The sequence below is a fragment of the Salmonella sp. 2020_1395 genome, from assembly GCF_043848115.1.
In the GTDB taxonomy this organism is placed as follows: Bacteria; Pseudomonadota; Gammaproteobacteria; order Enterobacterales; family Enterobacteriaceae; genus Salmonella; species Salmonella enterica.
Window position 1 is genome coordinate 125,935 of sequence record NZ_JBCMFH010000001.1, and the last position, 15,551, is coordinate 141,485.

20 protein-coding genes are annotated in these 15,551 nt (G+C 49.6%); 12 read left to right on the forward strand and 8 right to left on the reverse strand.

What is annotated here, in order from left to right:
- Nucleotides 1–9: 9 nt before the first annotated feature.
- The 6 genes from ACH0WD_RS00690 (at nucleotide 10) to ACH0WD_RS00715 (ending at nucleotide 3,544) form a co-directional block, all read left to right on the forward strand.
- Nucleotides 10–555 carry a chorismate mutase gene (locus tag ACH0WD_RS00690; protein ID WP_000617976.1) on the forward strand — a complete coding sequence of 182 codons (546 nt, stop codon included), beginning with the start codon at nucleotides 10–12 and terminating at the stop codon, nucleotides 553–555.
- Nucleotides 556–752: 197 nt separating this feature from the next.
- Nucleotides 753–1,391, forward strand: coding sequence for a leucine efflux protein LeuE (gene leuE / locus ACH0WD_RS00695; RefSeq protein ID WP_000457190.1), 639 nt, complete (start codon nucleotides 753–755; stop codon nucleotides 1,389–1,391).
- Between the two features lie 172 nt (nucleotides 1,392–1,563).
- Nucleotides 1,564–1,926 (forward strand): DUF1971 domain-containing protein YeaR, encoded by a 363-nt coding sequence (gene yeaR / locus ACH0WD_RS00700; protein ID WP_001248993.1) that lies wholly within the window; start codon nucleotides 1,564–1,566, stop codon nucleotides 1,924–1,926.
- 2 nt (nucleotides 1,927–1,928) lie between these two features.
- Nucleotides 1,929–2,111 carry a DUF1869 domain-containing protein gene (locus ACH0WD_RS00705; protein ID WP_000513733.1) on the forward strand — a complete coding sequence of 61 codons (183 nt, stop codon included), beginning with the start codon at nucleotides 1,929–1,931 and terminating at the stop codon, nucleotides 2,109–2,111.
- Between the two features lie 229 nt (nucleotides 2,112–2,340).
- A complete protein-coding gene (locus ACH0WD_RS00710) occupies nucleotides 2,341–2,982 on the forward strand; it encodes a hypothetical protein (protein ID WP_001669273.1) in 642 nt (213 codons plus the stop codon).
- A 313-nt stretch (nucleotides 2,983–3,295) separates the two neighbouring features.
- Nucleotides 3,296–3,544 (forward strand): GlsB/YeaQ/YmgE family stress response membrane protein, encoded by a 249-nt coding sequence (locus ACH0WD_RS00715; protein WP_000512149.1) that lies wholly within the window; start codon nucleotides 3,296–3,298, stop codon nucleotides 3,542–3,544.
- Between the two features lie 138 nt (nucleotides 3,545–3,682).
- Here ACH0WD_RS00715 and ACH0WD_RS00720 read toward each other — a convergent pair whose 3' ends face one another.
- On the reverse strand, nucleotides 3,683–3,781 hold the full coding sequence (locus tag ACH0WD_RS00720; RefSeq protein ID WP_001589065.1) for a YoaK family small membrane protein: 99 nt from the start codon (nucleotides 3,779–3,781) through the stop codon (nucleotides 3,683–3,685).
- A 195-nt stretch (nucleotides 3,782–3,976) separates the two neighbouring features.
- Here ACH0WD_RS00720 and ACH0WD_RS00725 point away from each other — a divergent pair, with 195 nt between their 5' ends.
- Together ACH0WD_RS00725 and ACH0WD_RS00730 are read left to right on the forward strand one after the other, a co-directional pair.
- Entirely contained in the window at nucleotides 3,977–4,228 is a 252-nt protein-coding gene (locus ACH0WD_RS00725; RefSeq protein WP_000673492.1) for a DUF333 domain-containing protein, read from the forward strand.
- 68 nt (nucleotides 4,229–4,296) lie between these two features.
- Nucleotides 4,297–4,608 carry a hypothetical protein gene (locus ACH0WD_RS00730; protein ID WP_000487131.1) on the forward strand — a complete coding sequence of 104 codons (312 nt, stop codon included), beginning with the start codon at nucleotides 4,297–4,299 and terminating at the stop codon, nucleotides 4,606–4,608.
- On the opposite strand, the gene ACH0WD_RS00735 is transcribed toward ACH0WD_RS00730, so the two are convergent.
- Nucleotides 4,594–4,941 (reverse strand): DUF488 domain-containing protein, encoded by a 348-nt coding sequence (locus tag ACH0WD_RS00735; protein WP_001222532.1) that lies wholly within the window; start codon nucleotides 4,939–4,941, stop codon nucleotides 4,594–4,596. The genes ACH0WD_RS00730 and ACH0WD_RS00735 overlap by 15 nt on opposite strands.
- Nucleotides 4,942–5,059: 118 nt before the next feature.
- Nucleotides 5,060–6,244 (reverse strand): CynX/NimT family MFS transporter, encoded by a 1,185-nt coding sequence (locus ACH0WD_RS00740; protein ID WP_000205342.1) that lies wholly within the window; start codon nucleotides 6,242–6,244, stop codon nucleotides 5,060–5,062.
- A gap of 100 nt (nucleotides 6,245–6,344) precedes the next feature.
- On the opposite strand from ACH0WD_RS00740, the gene ACH0WD_RS00745 reads away from it, so the two are divergent.
- The gene (locus ACH0WD_RS00745; protein WP_000579791.1) at nucleotides 6,345–7,139 is read left to right on the forward strand and encodes a helix-turn-helix transcriptional regulator; all 795 of its coding nucleotides are present in this window, start codon (nucleotides 6,345–6,347) and stop codon (nucleotides 7,137–7,139) included.
- On the opposite strand, the gene ACH0WD_RS00750 is transcribed toward ACH0WD_RS00745, so the two are convergent.
- Nucleotides 7,119–7,565, reverse strand: coding sequence for a DUF441 domain-containing protein (locus ACH0WD_RS00750; RefSeq protein WP_000460698.1), 447 nt, complete (start codon nucleotides 7,563–7,565; stop codon nucleotides 7,119–7,121). The two genes, ACH0WD_RS00745 and ACH0WD_RS00750, sit on opposite strands and share 21 nt — an antisense overlap.
- Nucleotides 7,566–7,770: 205 nt before the next feature.
- On the opposite strand from ACH0WD_RS00750, the gene yoaI reads away from it, so the two are divergent.
- Nucleotides 7,771–7,893, forward strand: a complete 123-nt coding sequence (gene yoaI / locus ACH0WD_RS00755) for a small membrane protein YoaI (RefSeq protein WP_000272240.1) — start codon at nucleotides 7,771–7,773, stop codon at nucleotides 7,891–7,893.
- Between the two features lie 128 nt (nucleotides 7,894–8,021).
- Here yoaI and ACH0WD_RS00760 read toward each other — a convergent pair whose 3' ends face one another.
- Nucleotides 8,022–8,540 carry a YbaK/prolyl-tRNA synthetase associated domain-containing protein gene (locus ACH0WD_RS00760; protein ID WP_161976081.1) on the reverse strand — a complete coding sequence of 173 codons (519 nt, stop codon included), beginning with the start codon at nucleotides 8,538–8,540 and terminating at the stop codon, nucleotides 8,022–8,024.
- Between the two features lie 49 nt (nucleotides 8,541–8,589).
- Nucleotides 8,590–10,083 (reverse strand): diguanylate cyclase DgcJ, encoded by a 1,494-nt coding sequence (gene dgcJ / locus ACH0WD_RS00765; RefSeq protein WP_001048656.1) that lies wholly within the window; start codon nucleotides 10,081–10,083, stop codon nucleotides 8,590–8,592.
- A gap of 299 nt (nucleotides 10,084–10,382) precedes the next feature.
- On the opposite strand from dgcJ, the gene ACH0WD_RS00770 reads away from it, so the two are divergent.
- Nucleotides 10,383–10,601 carry a hypothetical protein gene (locus ACH0WD_RS00770; protein WP_000976278.1) on the forward strand — a complete coding sequence of 73 codons (219 nt, stop codon included), beginning with the start codon at nucleotides 10,383–10,385 and terminating at the stop codon, nucleotides 10,599–10,601.
- A gap of 153 nt (nucleotides 10,602–10,754) precedes the next feature.
- Here the strand turns inward: ACH0WD_RS00770 and ACH0WD_RS00775 are convergent, their stop codons facing one another.
- Nucleotides 10,755–12,041, reverse strand: coding sequence for a YeaH/YhbH family protein (locus ACH0WD_RS00775; RefSeq protein WP_000219714.1), 1,287 nt, complete (start codon nucleotides 12,039–12,041; stop codon nucleotides 10,755–10,757).
- A 122-nt stretch (nucleotides 12,042–12,163) separates the two neighbouring features.
- Nucleotides 12,164–14,098: a protein kinase YeaG gene (gene yeaG / locus ACH0WD_RS00780; protein ID WP_001518010.1), complete on the reverse strand. Its 1,935-nt coding sequence runs from the start codon at nucleotides 14,096–14,098 to the stop codon at nucleotides 12,164–12,166.
- A gap of 426 nt (nucleotides 14,099–14,524) precedes the next feature.
- On the opposite strand from yeaG, the gene ACH0WD_RS00785 reads away from it, so the two are divergent.
- Nucleotides 14,525–15,271, forward strand: coding sequence for a MipA/OmpV family protein (locus ACH0WD_RS00785; protein WP_000163762.1), 747 nt, complete (start codon nucleotides 14,525–14,527; stop codon nucleotides 15,269–15,271).
- Nucleotides 15,272–15,551 lie beyond the last annotated feature (280 nt).

Consider the following 15,551-nt stretch of genomic DNA (forward strand, 5'->3'; position numbering starts at 1 on the left):
GGTTGATTAATGATTCGTCATATCGCCATTTTTCTTTGTTCTTTATTGATGTGCAGCACCACTTTTGCCGATTCGGTAACGTCGGTATCGCTTGGCGCGCTCTTAACCGCGCTCAATGAACGCATGTTATTAATGAAAGATGTGGCTGCTTATAAAATGAAGCACCATCTGCCGATAGAGGATTTCACGCGTGAACAAAATGTTTTTGCCGAGGCTGAAGAAGAAGCGAAAAATAACGGTCTGGACCCGCATTCGATAATCCCTTTTATTCGTTCGCTAATGGATGCCAGTAAAGCGATACAGTACCGCTATTTAGCGCAGTGGCGAACCGGCTCAGAACCCTCCTTTCCGATACAAACCTTGTCGGTCACCCGGCAACGTATTCGACAACTTGATAATCAAATGTTGATCATTATCAGCCAGCGCCTGATGGTCGGCGCTTTCAGCCATGAGGATATGGTGTGGCTGAGAACGCACTTTAATGCGCCGAATCTGAATGAGAGCGATATCAGTGATGTGTTGGCAGCCCTATCTTTGGTACGACGCGCGCGTTAATTCCCCATGAGGAAACGTGGGCCAATACCTGGTGATTGCCTGCGGGGGGGCGCGATACAAGAACGTTTTTGGGTGATGGGGATATAAGCGTGGCGGAATAGCGGCTGGAGAGACGTGGTTTCGCTTCCCATCTTCCGGTGCATTCGTTAGCATACTGTTTCGCAGCTAAGCGTAAATGTTTTCAGGAAGAGGTTAATGTGTTCGCGGAGTATGGTGTTCTGAATTATTGGACGTACCTGGTCGGGGCGATTTTTATCGTTCTGGTACCGGGGCCGAATACGCTTTTTGTGCTTAAAAATAGCGTGGGACGCGGGGTTAAAGGAGGATATCTTGCCGCATGCGGCGTGTTTATCGGCGATGCGATATTAATGTTTCTGGCGTATGCGGGCGTGGCGACGCTGATCAAAACAACGCCGGTTCTGTTTAACATTGTTCGCTATCTCGGCGCGTTTTATCTGCTCTACCTTGGCGCAAAAATCCTTTACGCCACGCTGACCTCAAAAGGGCGTGCGGCGACGGAAACGGTAGTTCCTTTTGGCGCTATTTTTAAGCGTGCTTTAATTCTTAGCCTGACGAATCCTAAAGCCATACTTTTTTATGTTTCCTTTTTTGTGCAATTTATTGACGTTACTGCGCCGCACACTGGGGTGTCATTTTTTATTTTGGCCACCACCCTTGAAATCGTCAGTTTTTGCTATCTGAGCTTTTTAATTCTTTCTGGCGCTTTTGTAACCCACTATATTGGTACCAAAAAGAAACTGGCAAAAGTGGGCAATTCGTTGATTGGCCTTCTTTTCGTCGGGTTTGCCGCCCGCCTGGCAACGCTCCAGTCTTAACCACCTGGACCCGTCGTCAACGGCGGGTCATTGCTCTCCTTTCGGTTTTATTGCGTGGAAAACAGCAAAATAGTAACCAATAAATGGTATTTAAAATGCTGTTTTTGGAGCGTAACCTTTTTACGACAGCGATGAGATTATCGCTGAGTAACCTGCGGGAAGAGGGAAGCAAATGCGGCAAATTCCACAAAATCATATCCATACACGTTCCACGCCCTTCTGGAACAAAGAGACGGCGCCTGCCGGAATTTTCGAACGCCACCTTGATAAGGGAACGCGACCCGGCGTTTATCCTCGTCTCTCGGTGATGCAGGGGGCGGTCAAATATCTCGGATACGCTGATGAACATTGCTCTGAGCCGGAAGAGATCATGGTGATCAATGCCGGCGAGTTTGGCGTGTTTCCTCCGGAAAAGTGGCACAATATTGAGGTCATGACGGATGATACCTATTTTAACATCGACTTTTTTGTCGCGCCGGAAGTACTGATGGAAGGGGCGACCTCACGAAAAGTCATTCATGCCGGGAGAGAATAATAATGGGAAAAGCTACTTATACTGTCACGGTCACGAATAATAGCAACGGCGTCTCTGTGGACTATGAAACGGAAGCACCGATGACGTTGCTGGTACCTGAAGTTGCAGCAGAAGTTGTGAAGGATTTGGTCAATACCGTGCGTTCCTACGATACCGAAAACGAACACGACGTTTGCGGTTGGTAAGGATCTTGTAGTATCTATTTGATATAAAGTGATTTTTTAAATCAGAAGCCGCATCGCGCGTCGCCAGCGTGATGCGGTTTTTGCGTATTGAAAAGCGCTGTTTATTTACATCAGACATGGGTTGAAAAGAAACATTAAGAAAACATTAAGAATATCGCATTGTTTGCTAATGAGAGCGTATTCATAAAACTTATGATTGGGTATTAAAAACCAGAAGAGTCTTATGATCATGAAACTCGATACCCGATTAACTTCGTCAGCACTTACTCTTGCGCTTGCCGCTGTGGTCATCCCGTTTACGGCGGACTGGCAATTGCCTTTGCTTAACGGCGTGGTGGTCCGATGGATTGAAAACGGACAAGCGTTATGGTTACTGTTTGGGGCGCTATTTACCGCCTGGTATATACGGCCACTTTCCCGTCCCGAAGGGGCAAAGCAGTTTTGGCTATGGGCTGTTGTCTGGTGGGTGGTGCTGTTGGGTAGAAGCACCAGTTGGGGGCGTGACTATTTCCCTGACGAGCCGCGTATGCTGTTCAGAACGATTTCAGTGCTATTAATTGCTGCGTTGGTATTGCCAGTCCTGTTTTCTGCCGGGCTACGTAAGGAGATTGTTCGTCGTCTGCGGGACGTTCCTCTGCCATTGTGGCTGTTTACCGTGACGGCATGTTCATATCTGATTTCCGACACTGTCGAGCATCATCGGTGGTTGTCGCCGATATTCCTGCATAACGCTCGTTACACAGATTTGATTGAAGAGCTTTATGAAGTGCCATTTATGATCGGTTTGTTTATGGTGACCGTGGTGTTTATGCAGCAGGACAAGCAGGATGAATGTACGGCGCTGGAGATGACCCCGTATCACGCAAAATAGCGCGGCTGAAAAAGACCATGAATTCGACATGGGATAGATAGCGGTTAGCAAAAAAAGCCCGCACTCGGTGAGGCGGGCAAATAATACTGGAAGCAATGTGAGCAATGTCGTACCGAACAGGTGGGTTATAAACTCAACCACTCGGTGTTGATAAAGATAATCGTTATCATTAATGATTGCAACCCTGATATTTATGCGCTTTTATCCACGACGCTAAAAGGTGATGGACATCACAAACTTCACTTTCCTGACGATGTGCTATTCTTTTTAACGGCAAATAAACCGCTAACGTAAAGACATAAGTGAGGAAAAAATGGGCATTCTTTCATGGATTATTTTTGGACTTATTGCGGGTATTTTGGCTAAGTGGATCATGCCAGGTAAAGATGGCGGCGGATTCTTTATGACGATCATTCTGGGGATCGTTGGTGCGGTAGTCGGAGGATGGATCAGTACGTTCTTTGGCTTTGGCAAAGTGGATGGTTTCAACTTCGGCAGCTTTGCAGTCGCGGTGATCGGCGCGATTGTCGTGCTGTTAATCTACAGAAAAATCAAAAGCTAAACGCAGAACTTTCAGAGATAATAAAGGCTACGACAGGTAGCCTTTATTATTCAAAATGAATTTACCACCAGCCCAGTTCGGTACCCGCCGCCGCAATTAGCGCGATGCCCATCAACACCATCGTTGTTTTCCTCATGGTTATGCTCCTGGCGCGGCGTAACCGCCAATAAAAAACCATGCCAAAAATAATATTGCCGTAATGAAAATGACGACAGGGAAGAGGATACCCACTCTCATGCTATTACCTTCACTGTTCAGGGGGCGCCAGAATAGCAGGGTTTTCTCAGCGACAAAAGGTCGGTTGCTTTGTGACAGGGCGTGGCTATTACTGACTTAACCCGGGATAAACACCCACTAAAGCGCTGACAGAAAGTATGGAAATAGCGTACCCGCCAGGTTATCCTGGACAAAATATCGCTTTAAGGAGTCGTTATGAAATTTACGTGGATTGCGTTGCCAGGCGTATTGCTGCTGAGCGCTTGTTCATCGTCGCAACCCAACGCCCCCAGGCCGCCGCGTATTGGGATGCCTAATCCGGCAGCCGTCTACTGTGAGCAACAGGGCGGTACGCTGATGCCGGTGCAGACCCCACAAGGCGTGCGTTCCGATTGCAAATTGCCCAATGGCGAAATCATTGATGAGTGGACATTATGGCGCAGAGAGCACCCTGATACGAAAAAGTGACAACCTGCGGTCCGACGGGATATGATTAAGAACAATCTGATAATGAGTTTCATGCGGCGCAAGAAAATATGTTTCAGTTAAAGCCGGGCGCGTTGGCAATAGTTATTGGCGCTAAAACACCCGCCGGACGGCGGAATATTGGTAAGTCGGTTGAGCTATTTTGCCTGTGCCAACCCGGAGATGAATTCATTAACCCGGTAAATGGACACGTCACCTTACTGCCGAAAGAAGCGCCTCGGGCGCTGTGGCTGGTTACGGGCGACGTAGCCTCCGCCGATGGTCAGCACGGTTTTGCCTGGGTGCGGGAAGAACATTTGATGCCGTTGTCCCCGGACAGACAACCAGGCCAGGCGGCGGCACGACAATCACAGCTCTCTTAGCCACTCTGCCAGCACAATGGCATGGTTCTGGCGAGTATCTTTAGCGGCGTATAGCAACGTTAGCGGCTGGTGTCGGGCAATATCCGCCAGCCGTTTGCCTTCTTGATGCTGTTGCGCAAGTTCTGCCCGGTATTGCTGCGCAAAGTGGTTAAAATCAATCAGTTCGCTATGAAAGGCTTTGCGCAATTCGGTTGAGGGCGTAATGGCCTTATTCCATTCATCATAGACCAGCGCCGATTTTTTAATGCCTCGCGGCCATAGCCTGTCAACCAATACCCGATAACCATCGTCTTTTTCCGCCGGGAAATAGACGCGCTTACACTGGATTCGCATTTTTCCCTCCTGTGATGGTGTCGCTTACGGTACTTTTGTCGGATAGCGGTAATGATTTTAATGGATCAGGCCTGATAAACGAAGCGTCATCAGGCATTCAAGTGGGTATCAGGTTTATTTATGACGCTATCTCTCGATCGCGTCCGGCGTAGAGGCCGAAAATCGCCATGATGATAGCCAGAACCGTCACGCCTGACAGCGGTAGATACCAGCTACCGCTGGCATCATGAAGTTTTCCCATGACGGGCGGCCCACATGCCGCCAGTAAATACCCGACCGACTGCGCCATGCCGGAAAGCGCCGCCGCCTGATGCGCCGAACTGGCGCGCAGGCCGATAAACGTCAGGCCGAGGATCATCGTCGCGCCTGAACCGAAGCCGAACAGTAGCGTCCAGATGACAGCCTGGCCCGGCACAAACCAAAGCCCCGCCGCGCCCACTGCGCACAAGAGTGAGACCAGCGCGGCAATCCAGCGTTGATCGTTAAAGCGGTGCAAAATAAGCGGAATAGCTAACCCAGGCGCCGCGGTCGCCAGTTGCAGCAGGCCATGTAGCGATCCTGCCTGTGCTTCGCTGTAACCGTGGCTGATGAGTATTGTTGGTAACCAGCCGATAATCACATAATAAATCAGTGAGTTAAGTCCCAGAAACAACGTAACTTGCCAGGCTAAAGGCGAACGCCAGATACCGCGTTCATGTAATGCCCGGGAGCTACTCAGGTTAGCTGAGCGGGTAGTGCGCCACTGCGGCAACCAGATAAGAAACGCCAACAGCGGAAACAGCATCAGCATTAACAGCGCGCCGCGCCAGCCAAAACCGTGCAACGCCAGCGGAACCACCAGCGCAGACCCCAACGCGGCGGCGGCGCCCATCGTCAATGAGTACGCGCCCGTCAGCCTGGCGACATGTTGTGAAAAATCGCGCTTAATCAATCCTGGTAGCAGCACATTACCCAGCGCGATCCCGCACCCAATAATGGCAGTTCCGGCAAACAACAATGCAGCGGAGGGCAGGGAGCGGAGAGCAATACCCGCGCAAATCAGCAGCATTGCGGCAAACAGACTGCGTTCCATCCCAAACCGGCGGGCAATACCGGCCGCCAGCGGCGAAACCAGCGCAAACGCCAGAAGCGGCAAGGTTGTTAGCAGGCCCGTCTGGGCGGTGGAAAGACCGTAATCCGAACGGATTGTCTCCAGCAACGGCGCAGCGCCGGTAAATGTTACGCGCAGCGTAGTGGCTATCATCAAAATACCGGCAATCAGTAAAGCGCCCTGTTTGCCGCGTGGTGAAAGGGCTGTCGTCATCGTTTTCTCATCTCGTCAGGCGAGGCGATACCTTAACAGTTTTTACTGTTTGGATGAATCAAGCTAAAATGACAATTTATCGCTAAAATCGGACAATATAATGATTGGCCTGAGACTGGACGGTTACGATCCCGACCTTCACCACGATGCCGCTGTGGCCTTTTGTATTCGCGCCAGGGATGATGAACTGTTTAGCCCTCGCCATCAGCATCGCAAGGGACAGTTGATTCTCGCTCTGCACGGCGCGATTACCTGCGAGGTGGAAAATGCGATGTGGATGGTTCCGCCCCAGTATGCCGTCTGGCTCCCCGGCTCGCTGCCGCACAGTAACCATGTGACCGCAGGGGCGGAGCTGTGCTTTTTATTTATTGAACCTGCAGCGGTCGTCATGCCGGAGCGTTGCTGCACGCTGAAAATTTCGCCGTTATGCCGGGAGTTGATTTTGTCGCTGGCGCGCAGAACCGATCCCGAAAGAGCGCAAATGCCAACGCAGTGCCTTATTCAGGTGTTATTTGATGAACTGCCGCAGCAGCCGCAGGAACAATTGCAATTACCGGTATCGGGGCATCCGAAAATTCGCCAAATGGTTGAGACAATGGCGCAGGAGCCCGCGCGATGGAATACGTTAGGGCAGTGGGCCAGCGTATTCGCGATGAGCGAGCGTAACCTTGCCCGGCTGGTCGTCAAAGAGACGGGGCTAAGCTTTCGTCGCTGGCGTCATCAGTTGCAATTAATCCTGGCGCTACAAGCGCTGATCGCGGGACGTAATGTACAACAGACGGCGCAAATGCTGGGTTATGATTCCACCACGGCATTCATTACCATGTTTAAAAAAGGCCTGGGGCAGACGCCAGGCCAGTATCTGACGGGCGAGTTACTGCTTACCCACAATTAAAGAGACCAGCCCCGCCGCAATCAGTGGGCCGACCGGCACGCCGCGAAACAGCGCGACGCCAAGTACCGTACCGACCAGCAGCCCGGCGACGAGCTGCGGTTGGTTTCCCATCAGCGTAATGCCGCGACCGCCCAGCCAGGAGACGAAAACGCCGACGGCAATCGCGACCAGCGATTTCCAGTTCACAAAAGAGTGGATCAATGTGGAGGGCGGTAGGGTTCCGCTGGCGATGGGAGCCATCACGCCGATGGTCAGAATGATAATCCCGACGGTGAGCCCCTGTTTTTCAATCCAGGGAAAAAAGGTATTCAACGGGGTTACGCGGACAATAATCAGCACCAGAATTGAGACGGCGACAGTGGTGTTGTGGCTGATAAATCCCAGAGCTGCCAGTCCGAGCAGGATCAGCAGAGTGACATCAAACATCATGGTTTCCTTGCCAAAAAGTAAGCCTGACTACTTTACGCCCAAACGGCAAAGCGCACAGGCCTTTTTAACGATTGATGCGGATTTCAGGCAACTGCCTGAAAGACAATCTCTACGTGAAAAACGGCGTTGTCATTAAATTGCCATCAACGCCGCGTATTGCTAACAGGTGAACCGTCATTGTTGTCTTCCTGAGGATACAATTATGTACGATCCACCGTTTCTTGAAGCGCTGATGATTACGGCGTCGTTTTTCGCCATTTTTATCATTATCGTTGTGTCTGTATTGCTCCTTGAAGGGGAAGGGACTAAGAGCCTATCCCATTAGGGCTATTTTACTTGCCATTTTGGACCTGGGCAGTGCTCAAAATCCTCACGTACTACGTGTACGCTCCGGTTTTTGCGCGCTGTCCGTGTCCAAACTGGCTGCGCCAATAACGCCTACTGGGATAGGCTCTAAGCCGTTGGCGATGACTGAAAGCGGCGGAAGACTGCCAGTTCTGGTCGGGCGATGCGCAGATAGTCCTGTGTATTCATAATGACTGATTTTTCCAGCAGGCCGGCATTAAAGGCAATTTCATCGAAACGCTCAAACAGGAGCGGATCGGCGACCAGTTTCAGATTGGGGTGAAAACTGAAAGGCGGGATCGCGCCAAAAACGCAGCCGGTCAGCATATCGACTTCCGCCGGGCTGGCAAGGGAAGCGCGTAAGCCGCCCAGATGTGAAGCAAGCTGAGAGAGGTCGGCTTGCTGATCGGCCGCCAGAATAGCAAGAACGTTCTGGTTGACGCCGTTGCCTTTGACTTTACAGACCAGCGCTTTTGCGCCCTGGCCCAGCGCAGTACCGCGTATTTCAGATACCGCTTCGCATTTCCCTACCGCTTCATGGCTAACCACACGATAGCGCGCGTTCTCCTGGGTTAATAAAGCCACTAAACGTTGGTGTGTAGCGACACCCTTCGCGACTTCAGTCATTTCGGCCATTTCTCACTCCTGGTGCAATATGAACATTTACTGCGAAGCACTATGATGAACGATGTTGTTTTTGTTGTTTGTTCAGATAGAGCTGCGCATCGGAAGCCTGGTAGGCATCATTAATCGTATCATTGGGCTGCATATTATAAATCCCGGCAGAAAAATGGACTGTCTTATCCGGTGCGATAATTTGCAGGTTACGAATAATACGCTCTGGCAGATGGATAGCCAAATCCGCCGCGTAATCAACAAGAATAATACAGAACTCATCGCCGCCGAGGCGAATGGCGTAATCGCTTTTACGAATCGATGTTTTAATCGCTTTCGCCAACAGGGTTATAATTCGGTCGCCTTCCTGGTGCCCCTGGGTATCGTTGATCAGTTTTAACCTATCGCAATCAATAGCGACAAATGTCACCGGCGTCCCGGTATTGACCAGGCGTTGCAGTCGCTGTTCCAGCACCGGTGTTAATATTTTACGGTTGTAAAGCCCGGTCATGGCATCGCTAATATTTTCGCGTGTGACGTTGCGATAAAGCCGAAAGTGCATCCGTACCATATTAAGCAGGAGCGCCGTTGCCAGTAAGTAAAAGGCCAGCGCTTTCCAGGACGAGACAAAGAAATAGGTTAAATCAAGGGACAACGAAACGCGCAGTCCACCCGGGATATCATGGCTATAATTCACATATTGAAACAGATTATTTTTGCTTTGATTAATAATAATTTCTTTTCCGGAGTCCATATCCTTTAGTGTTACGTTAAGATAACGCCAAACCAGCGGACGGTCCTGGGTATAAAAAATATTTTTTAAATTATCCTGGTTAACATCCACCATCACGATACCTTTTAACGTTCCCGCCAGATAGACTGGCGTTAAAAAGCTCATGACGTTTTCCTGGGTAATATCATCCATGTAAATACTTGAAATAACCGTACGGCCGGTAAAAAGTTTATCTATATCTTTTCTGTTAATACCCATTGTGCCTTTTTGTAAAAAAGTCCAACGATGCATGGCGAAGCGCCGTGAGTTGATTAAATCATAGAAATAGACATAATGTTTATTTAAATCAACGTAATAACGGAATTTAAGCTCCAGTGTGCCCAGCCCGTGACTGTGGTCGTCCTGCGAACGGTTGATGCTTACCGCCTGATCAAATGCAGGCAGTAAAAGGGCGTCATCAAGATTATCGGTACATTGTGTAGCGGCAGTTTGCAGGGTGCCATGTAGCGCCGGGTAATTATGCCGGGTCAGGTTGACACCGTGCGTACCGTTAATAGCCTCAAAGGCGTCGCAAAACGCGCGGCGTTTTTCTGCGGTGACGGGGTCTCCCGGCGCTTCAAAAGTTCGCATCAAATGTGCGGCGATGCTTTGATTCTGGTACTTATCGTACAAAAACGACGAATCGGCTCTCTCCATGATATAACGCATATAGGCATTCATTGCCCTGTCGCTGGCAATAAGTTCGTAAATCAGGAAGGACGATGTCAAAACGATGACGCTTGCCGAGATAAAGTGCCTGAGCGCTTTATGATGCAAATTCATGATGAACTACAGCCCTGAAAGTCGGATACGTTAGTTTACCATAGCGATGAGAATTCCTCTAATAGACTGTTTAAAAATAAAACGTGTTGATGTTATGGAATAAAAATCATTCTCGGTTTAATTACGGCAATAATTCGATGTGTTGATATTTTCAATGGTTATTAATGGTAGCGAAAGTAAATTTTCAGGTAACGATGTTACGTTATTTCTTTTAAAAATAGGAAAACCATTATTATTACAGTGAAAGGAGCGTCGAGCGGTAAGGATAATCTATTTATTCTCTTATTCCTGTAGGGGGAATGATGAAAAAGTTGAAAGAAATGGCTGCTATCTCGCTTTTTACATTATTGGCGGCGGGTTTTTCCGCATCAGTTATGGCAGACGACCAGGCGCCTGAAAGAGTTCCAGCAGCTGAAGTTAAGCCCGTTGGTGAACATGTACACTGGTGTACTCTCTTTGATCCAGATGGTATGGAGTTGCCGCCGTTGCCAGGCATGGAATGGCCGTGGTGTTTGTAATATTAACGCAAAGGCATAGCGCTAACGAATCAATTTGTAACATAGGTCAGAACAGCTTTATTCATGCTATACGCGAATAATGATATCAGTCGCGAAGGGTGAACGTTAAGTTGCTAATAAACCTGCCCGTAATAACAACGGGCAGGTTTAGGGTTATGCACTTTGATTGGCGCTCTGTTTCTGAAACAATTCGCGGAATACCGGATAAATATCCTCCTGATCGCGAATATGCTGCATGGCGAAGTTATCGAACGTCGCCTGCAGATGTTCATACTCGCGCCATAAGGTCTGGTGGGCGCGGCGGGTAATCTCGATATAGCTGTAATAGCGCACTACCGGCAGCAGCTTTTTCGCCAGAATCTCATGACACAGCGGTGAATCGTCGGCCCAGTTATCACCGTCTGACGCTTGCGCCGCATAGATGTTCCACTGCCCCGGGTCGTAGCGCTCTTTAACCACTTCATCCATGAGTTTAAGCGCGCTGGAGACAATCGTCCCCCCGGTCTCTTGCGAATAAAAGAACTCATGTTCGTCCACTTCCTTCGCCTGGGTATGGTGGCGGATATAAACCACTTCTACGTTCTTATACGTTCGGCTCAAAAACAGATAAAGCAGAATGTAAAAACGCTTGGCCATATCTTTGGTTGCCTGGTCCATCGAACCCGAGACGTCCATCAGACAGAACATCACCGCCTGGCTGGAGGGCTCAGGCCGTTTTTCATAATTTTTATAGCGTAAATCAAAGGTGTCGATAAACGGCACTCGTTCGATTTTAGCCCGCAGTTCGGCAATCTCCCGACGTAACCGCTCCTCTTCAAGCAGTTGCGCTGGTTCGCTGTGGCTGATGGTCTCCAGTTCCGTTTCCAGCGCGTGCAGTTCGCGGCGTTTTCCTGCCGTCATTGCTGTACGGCGCGCCAGAGAGTTTTGTAGCGAACGTACCACGCTGATATTGGCCGGTACGCCGTTTGAGGTGAAACCGGCGCGGTGAGTTTTATACTCGTTAAGCTGGCGATGCTGGTTTTTCTTCAGATTAGGCAGCGCTAAATCTTCAAAGAGCAGATCCAGATACTCATCTTTTGAAATCTGAAAAACAAACTCATCCTGGCCTTCACCGTCCTGGCTGGCCTGACCTTGACCGCTGCCGGAACCGCCGCCGCCACCGCCTTGCGGACGCTCAATGCGATCATTCTGGATAAAGTGATCGTTACCCGGATGGACGCGATGGCGCAGACCGCCGCGCCCCTGATGAAACATCGGTTCGCTAATATCATCGGTTGGAATAGAGACGGACTCTCCGCTGTCGACATCGGTCACAGAGCGTTTATTAATCGCTTCGGAAATCGACTGCTTAATTTGTGCTTTATAACGACGCAAAAAGCGCTGGCGATTCACCGTGCTTTTATTTTTGCCGTTAAGACGTCGGTCTATGAACCAGGTCATATGCCCCCCGTACTGCCAACTGAGCGCCTGTTCTGTCAGTGCCGGATAGCGCTAATGCTTAGCCAGTCTACAGAACATTACTTTGTAGGCCCGGTAAGCGCAAGCGCCACCGGGCATTAACATCACGACGATTTACGCACGCGCAGGTACCACTCGCACAGCAAACGAACCTGCTTACGGGTATACCCTTTTTCCATCATCCGATCGACAAAGTCGTCATGCTTTTTCTGCTCGTCAGTCGACGTTTTGGCGTTAAAAGAAATGACCGGCAACAGCTCTTCAGTATTAGAGAACATTTTTTTCTCAATCACCGTGCGCAGCTTCTCGTAACTGGTCCAGTTTGGATTACGGCCGCTATTGTTGGCTCTGGCGCGCAGGACAAAGTTTACTATCTCATTACGGAAATCTTTCGGGTTACTGATACCCGCTGGTTTTTCAATTTTTTCCAGTTCGGCGTTCAGCGACTCGCGATCGAACAGTTGACCGGTATCCGGGTCGCGATACTCCTGATCCTGAATCCAGAAATCCGCATAAGTCACGTAACGATCAAAAATGTTCTGCCCGTACTCAGAGTAAGATTCGAGATAGGCCGTCTGGATCTCCTTGCCGATAAATTCGGCGTATTTCGGGATCAGGTAGCCTTTCAGGAACTCCAGATAACGCTCAGCCTGCTCCTGCGGGAACTGTTCACGCTCGATTTGTTGTTCCAGAACGTAGAACAGATGTACCGGGTTTGCCGCTACTTCCGCATGGTCGAAGTTGAATACGCGGGAGAGGATCTTAAAGGCGAATCGGGTGGAGAGACCGTTCATCCCTTCATCCACGCCCGCATAGTCGCGATACTCCTGGTACGATTTGGCTTTAGGGTCGGTATCTTTCAGGCTTTCACCGTCATAAACGCGCATTTTCGAGTAAATACTGGAATTTTCCGGCTCTTTCAGGCGGGAGAGAATCGAGAAGCGCGAAAGCGTTTCCAATGTGCCCGGCGCGCAGGGCGCATGAGCCAGCTCGCTATGATTAAGTAGTTTCTCGTAGATTTTGATCTCTTCGGAGATTCGCAGGCAATAAGGCACCTTCACAATATAGACACGGTCGAGGAACGCTTCGTTATTTTTATTGTTACGGAAAGTCACCCATTCAGATTCGTTTGAGTGGGCAAGTATGATGCCATTAAAGGGCAGGGCGGAAATACCTTCCGTACCATTGTAGTTACCTTCCTGAGTTGCGGTCAGCAAGGGGTGCAGCACCTTAATAGGCGCTTTAAACATCTCGACGAACTCCATGATCCCCTGGTTAGCGCGGCACAGCGCGCCAGAGTAACCATACGCATCCGGATCGTTCTGGGCGTGATGTTCGAGTTTACGAATATCCACTTTACCGACCAGCGCCGAAATATCCTGGTTGTTTTCATCGCCGGGTTCCGTTTTGGCGATGGCAATCTGCTCCAGAATGGAGGGCCAGACTTTCACCACGCGGAATTTAGTAATATCGCCGCCAAACTCATGCAGGCGTTTGGCCGCCCACGGGGACATAATCGTACCGAGATAGCGGCGCGGAATACCGTACTCTTTTTCCAGAATCTGCGCATCTTCCTGCGGATTAAACAGGCATAACGGATGATCGTTGACCGGACTACGCTCGCCGTTGGCGCTTAAAACATAAATTGGCACGCGCTGCATTAGCGATTTCAGCCGTTCAGCGAGCGATGATTTGCCACCCCCCACAGGTCCCAGCAAATAGAGAATTTGCTTCTTCTCTTCCAGCCCTTGCGCCGCATGTTTCAGATAAGAGACAATCTGTTCAATCGCGTCTTCCATGCCGTAAAACTCTTCAAACGCAGGATAGCGAGCAATAACCCGGTTGGAGAAGAGTCGGGAAAGTCGGGGTTCCTGGGCAGTGTCGACCATATTAGGCTCGCCGATAGCCATTAATAGCCGCTCTGCCGCGTTGGCATAAGCACTGCGATCTTGCCGACAAATGGTAAGAAAATCCTGCAGTGTGAACTCTTCGTCCTTGGCAGCTTCGTAACGCTGGCGATAGTGATCGAATATATTCATGATATGCCATCCTTTCGTTTTTTCGCACATGTTAAGAGCCGTTCATATGAATAGTAGAGGCTCCCGGAAGAGGTAGACTGAACGCCGTCTCTGCTAAGGAAAAAAAAGCAACTCTCATGCCATTTTATTGGTCAGAAGATCAACGTGTCCGGTGATACACCTTCTTAACATTAAGCGTAGATGGCATTTGCAAAACTTGCCTGTACGCGTCAGTGGATTTCGATGACATATCAATAACTCATCAGGTAGAAAAGGCTGGTGGATATCAGAAAAAGCGTTCCCGGTCACATAACGATCATCAGCCGATCATCTGAAAATAATCGGTGATGGTGATATTAAACGGTTACATTGTGTAAAATAGTTGGGCTTACAGGTATTGGCGGTTACACTTTTGCCGCAGAACATTTGAATAAGGAATTATGGATTGTGACCAAACTTAAACTTCTGGCTCTTGGCGTGTTTATTGCAACATCCGCCAGCGTCGCGCACGCTGAAAGCAACCTGACGTTGGGCGCAGGCGTTGGTGTGGTTGAACACCCTTATAAAGATTACGATAGCGATGTTTATCCGATACCGGTCATCGCTTATGAAAGCGAAAACTTCTGGTTCCGTGGTCTGGGCGGCGGGTACTACTTGTGGAATGACAATGCCGATAAGTTGTCAATCATGGCATACTGGTCCCCGATGTACTTCAAACCGGGCGACAGCGATGACCATCAGTTGCGTCGTCTGGACAGGCGTAAAAGTACTATGATGGCGGGCGTTTCGTATGCGCATCACACCCAGTATGGATTCCTGCGTACCTCACTGGCAGGGGATACGTTGGATAACAGTAACGGTATTGTCTGGGATCTGGCCTGGCTGTATCGGTATACCAATGGCGGGCTGACCTTAACGCCTGGTATCGGGGTTGAATGGAATAGCGAGAACCAGAACGATTACTATTACGGCGTATCACGTAAAGAATCTTCGCGTAGCGGCCTGCGCGGCTATAACCCGAACGATAGCTGGAACCCGTATCTTGAACTGAGCGCTAACTATAATTTCGCCGGTAACTGGAGCGTATATGGTACTGCGCGCTACACCCGCCTGTCGGATGAAATTACCGACAGCCCGATGGTGGATAAATCCTGGACCGGTATCCTTTCTACTGGCGTGACCTATAGATTCTGATTGATTGAATTTGCCGGAAAAACCACGACAAAGCCTGCGTTATGCGGGCTTTGTGCTGTCTGAAACGCGAACATGGCGGCTTGCATAAATGCGCTGTTGACCGGGGATGGCGCAGCCTTACGTGATTTATACTTTGTTACATCAATTTAAAAAACTAGCCTTTTATATGAAAAATCCAGGTGATTACAACTGCGCTAACAATTAGCGTAATAATTGTTGCAATGCTGGCTGATATCGCCCTGTCACGTCCCGCTTATGCTATACCCATTCTTCACAGCGA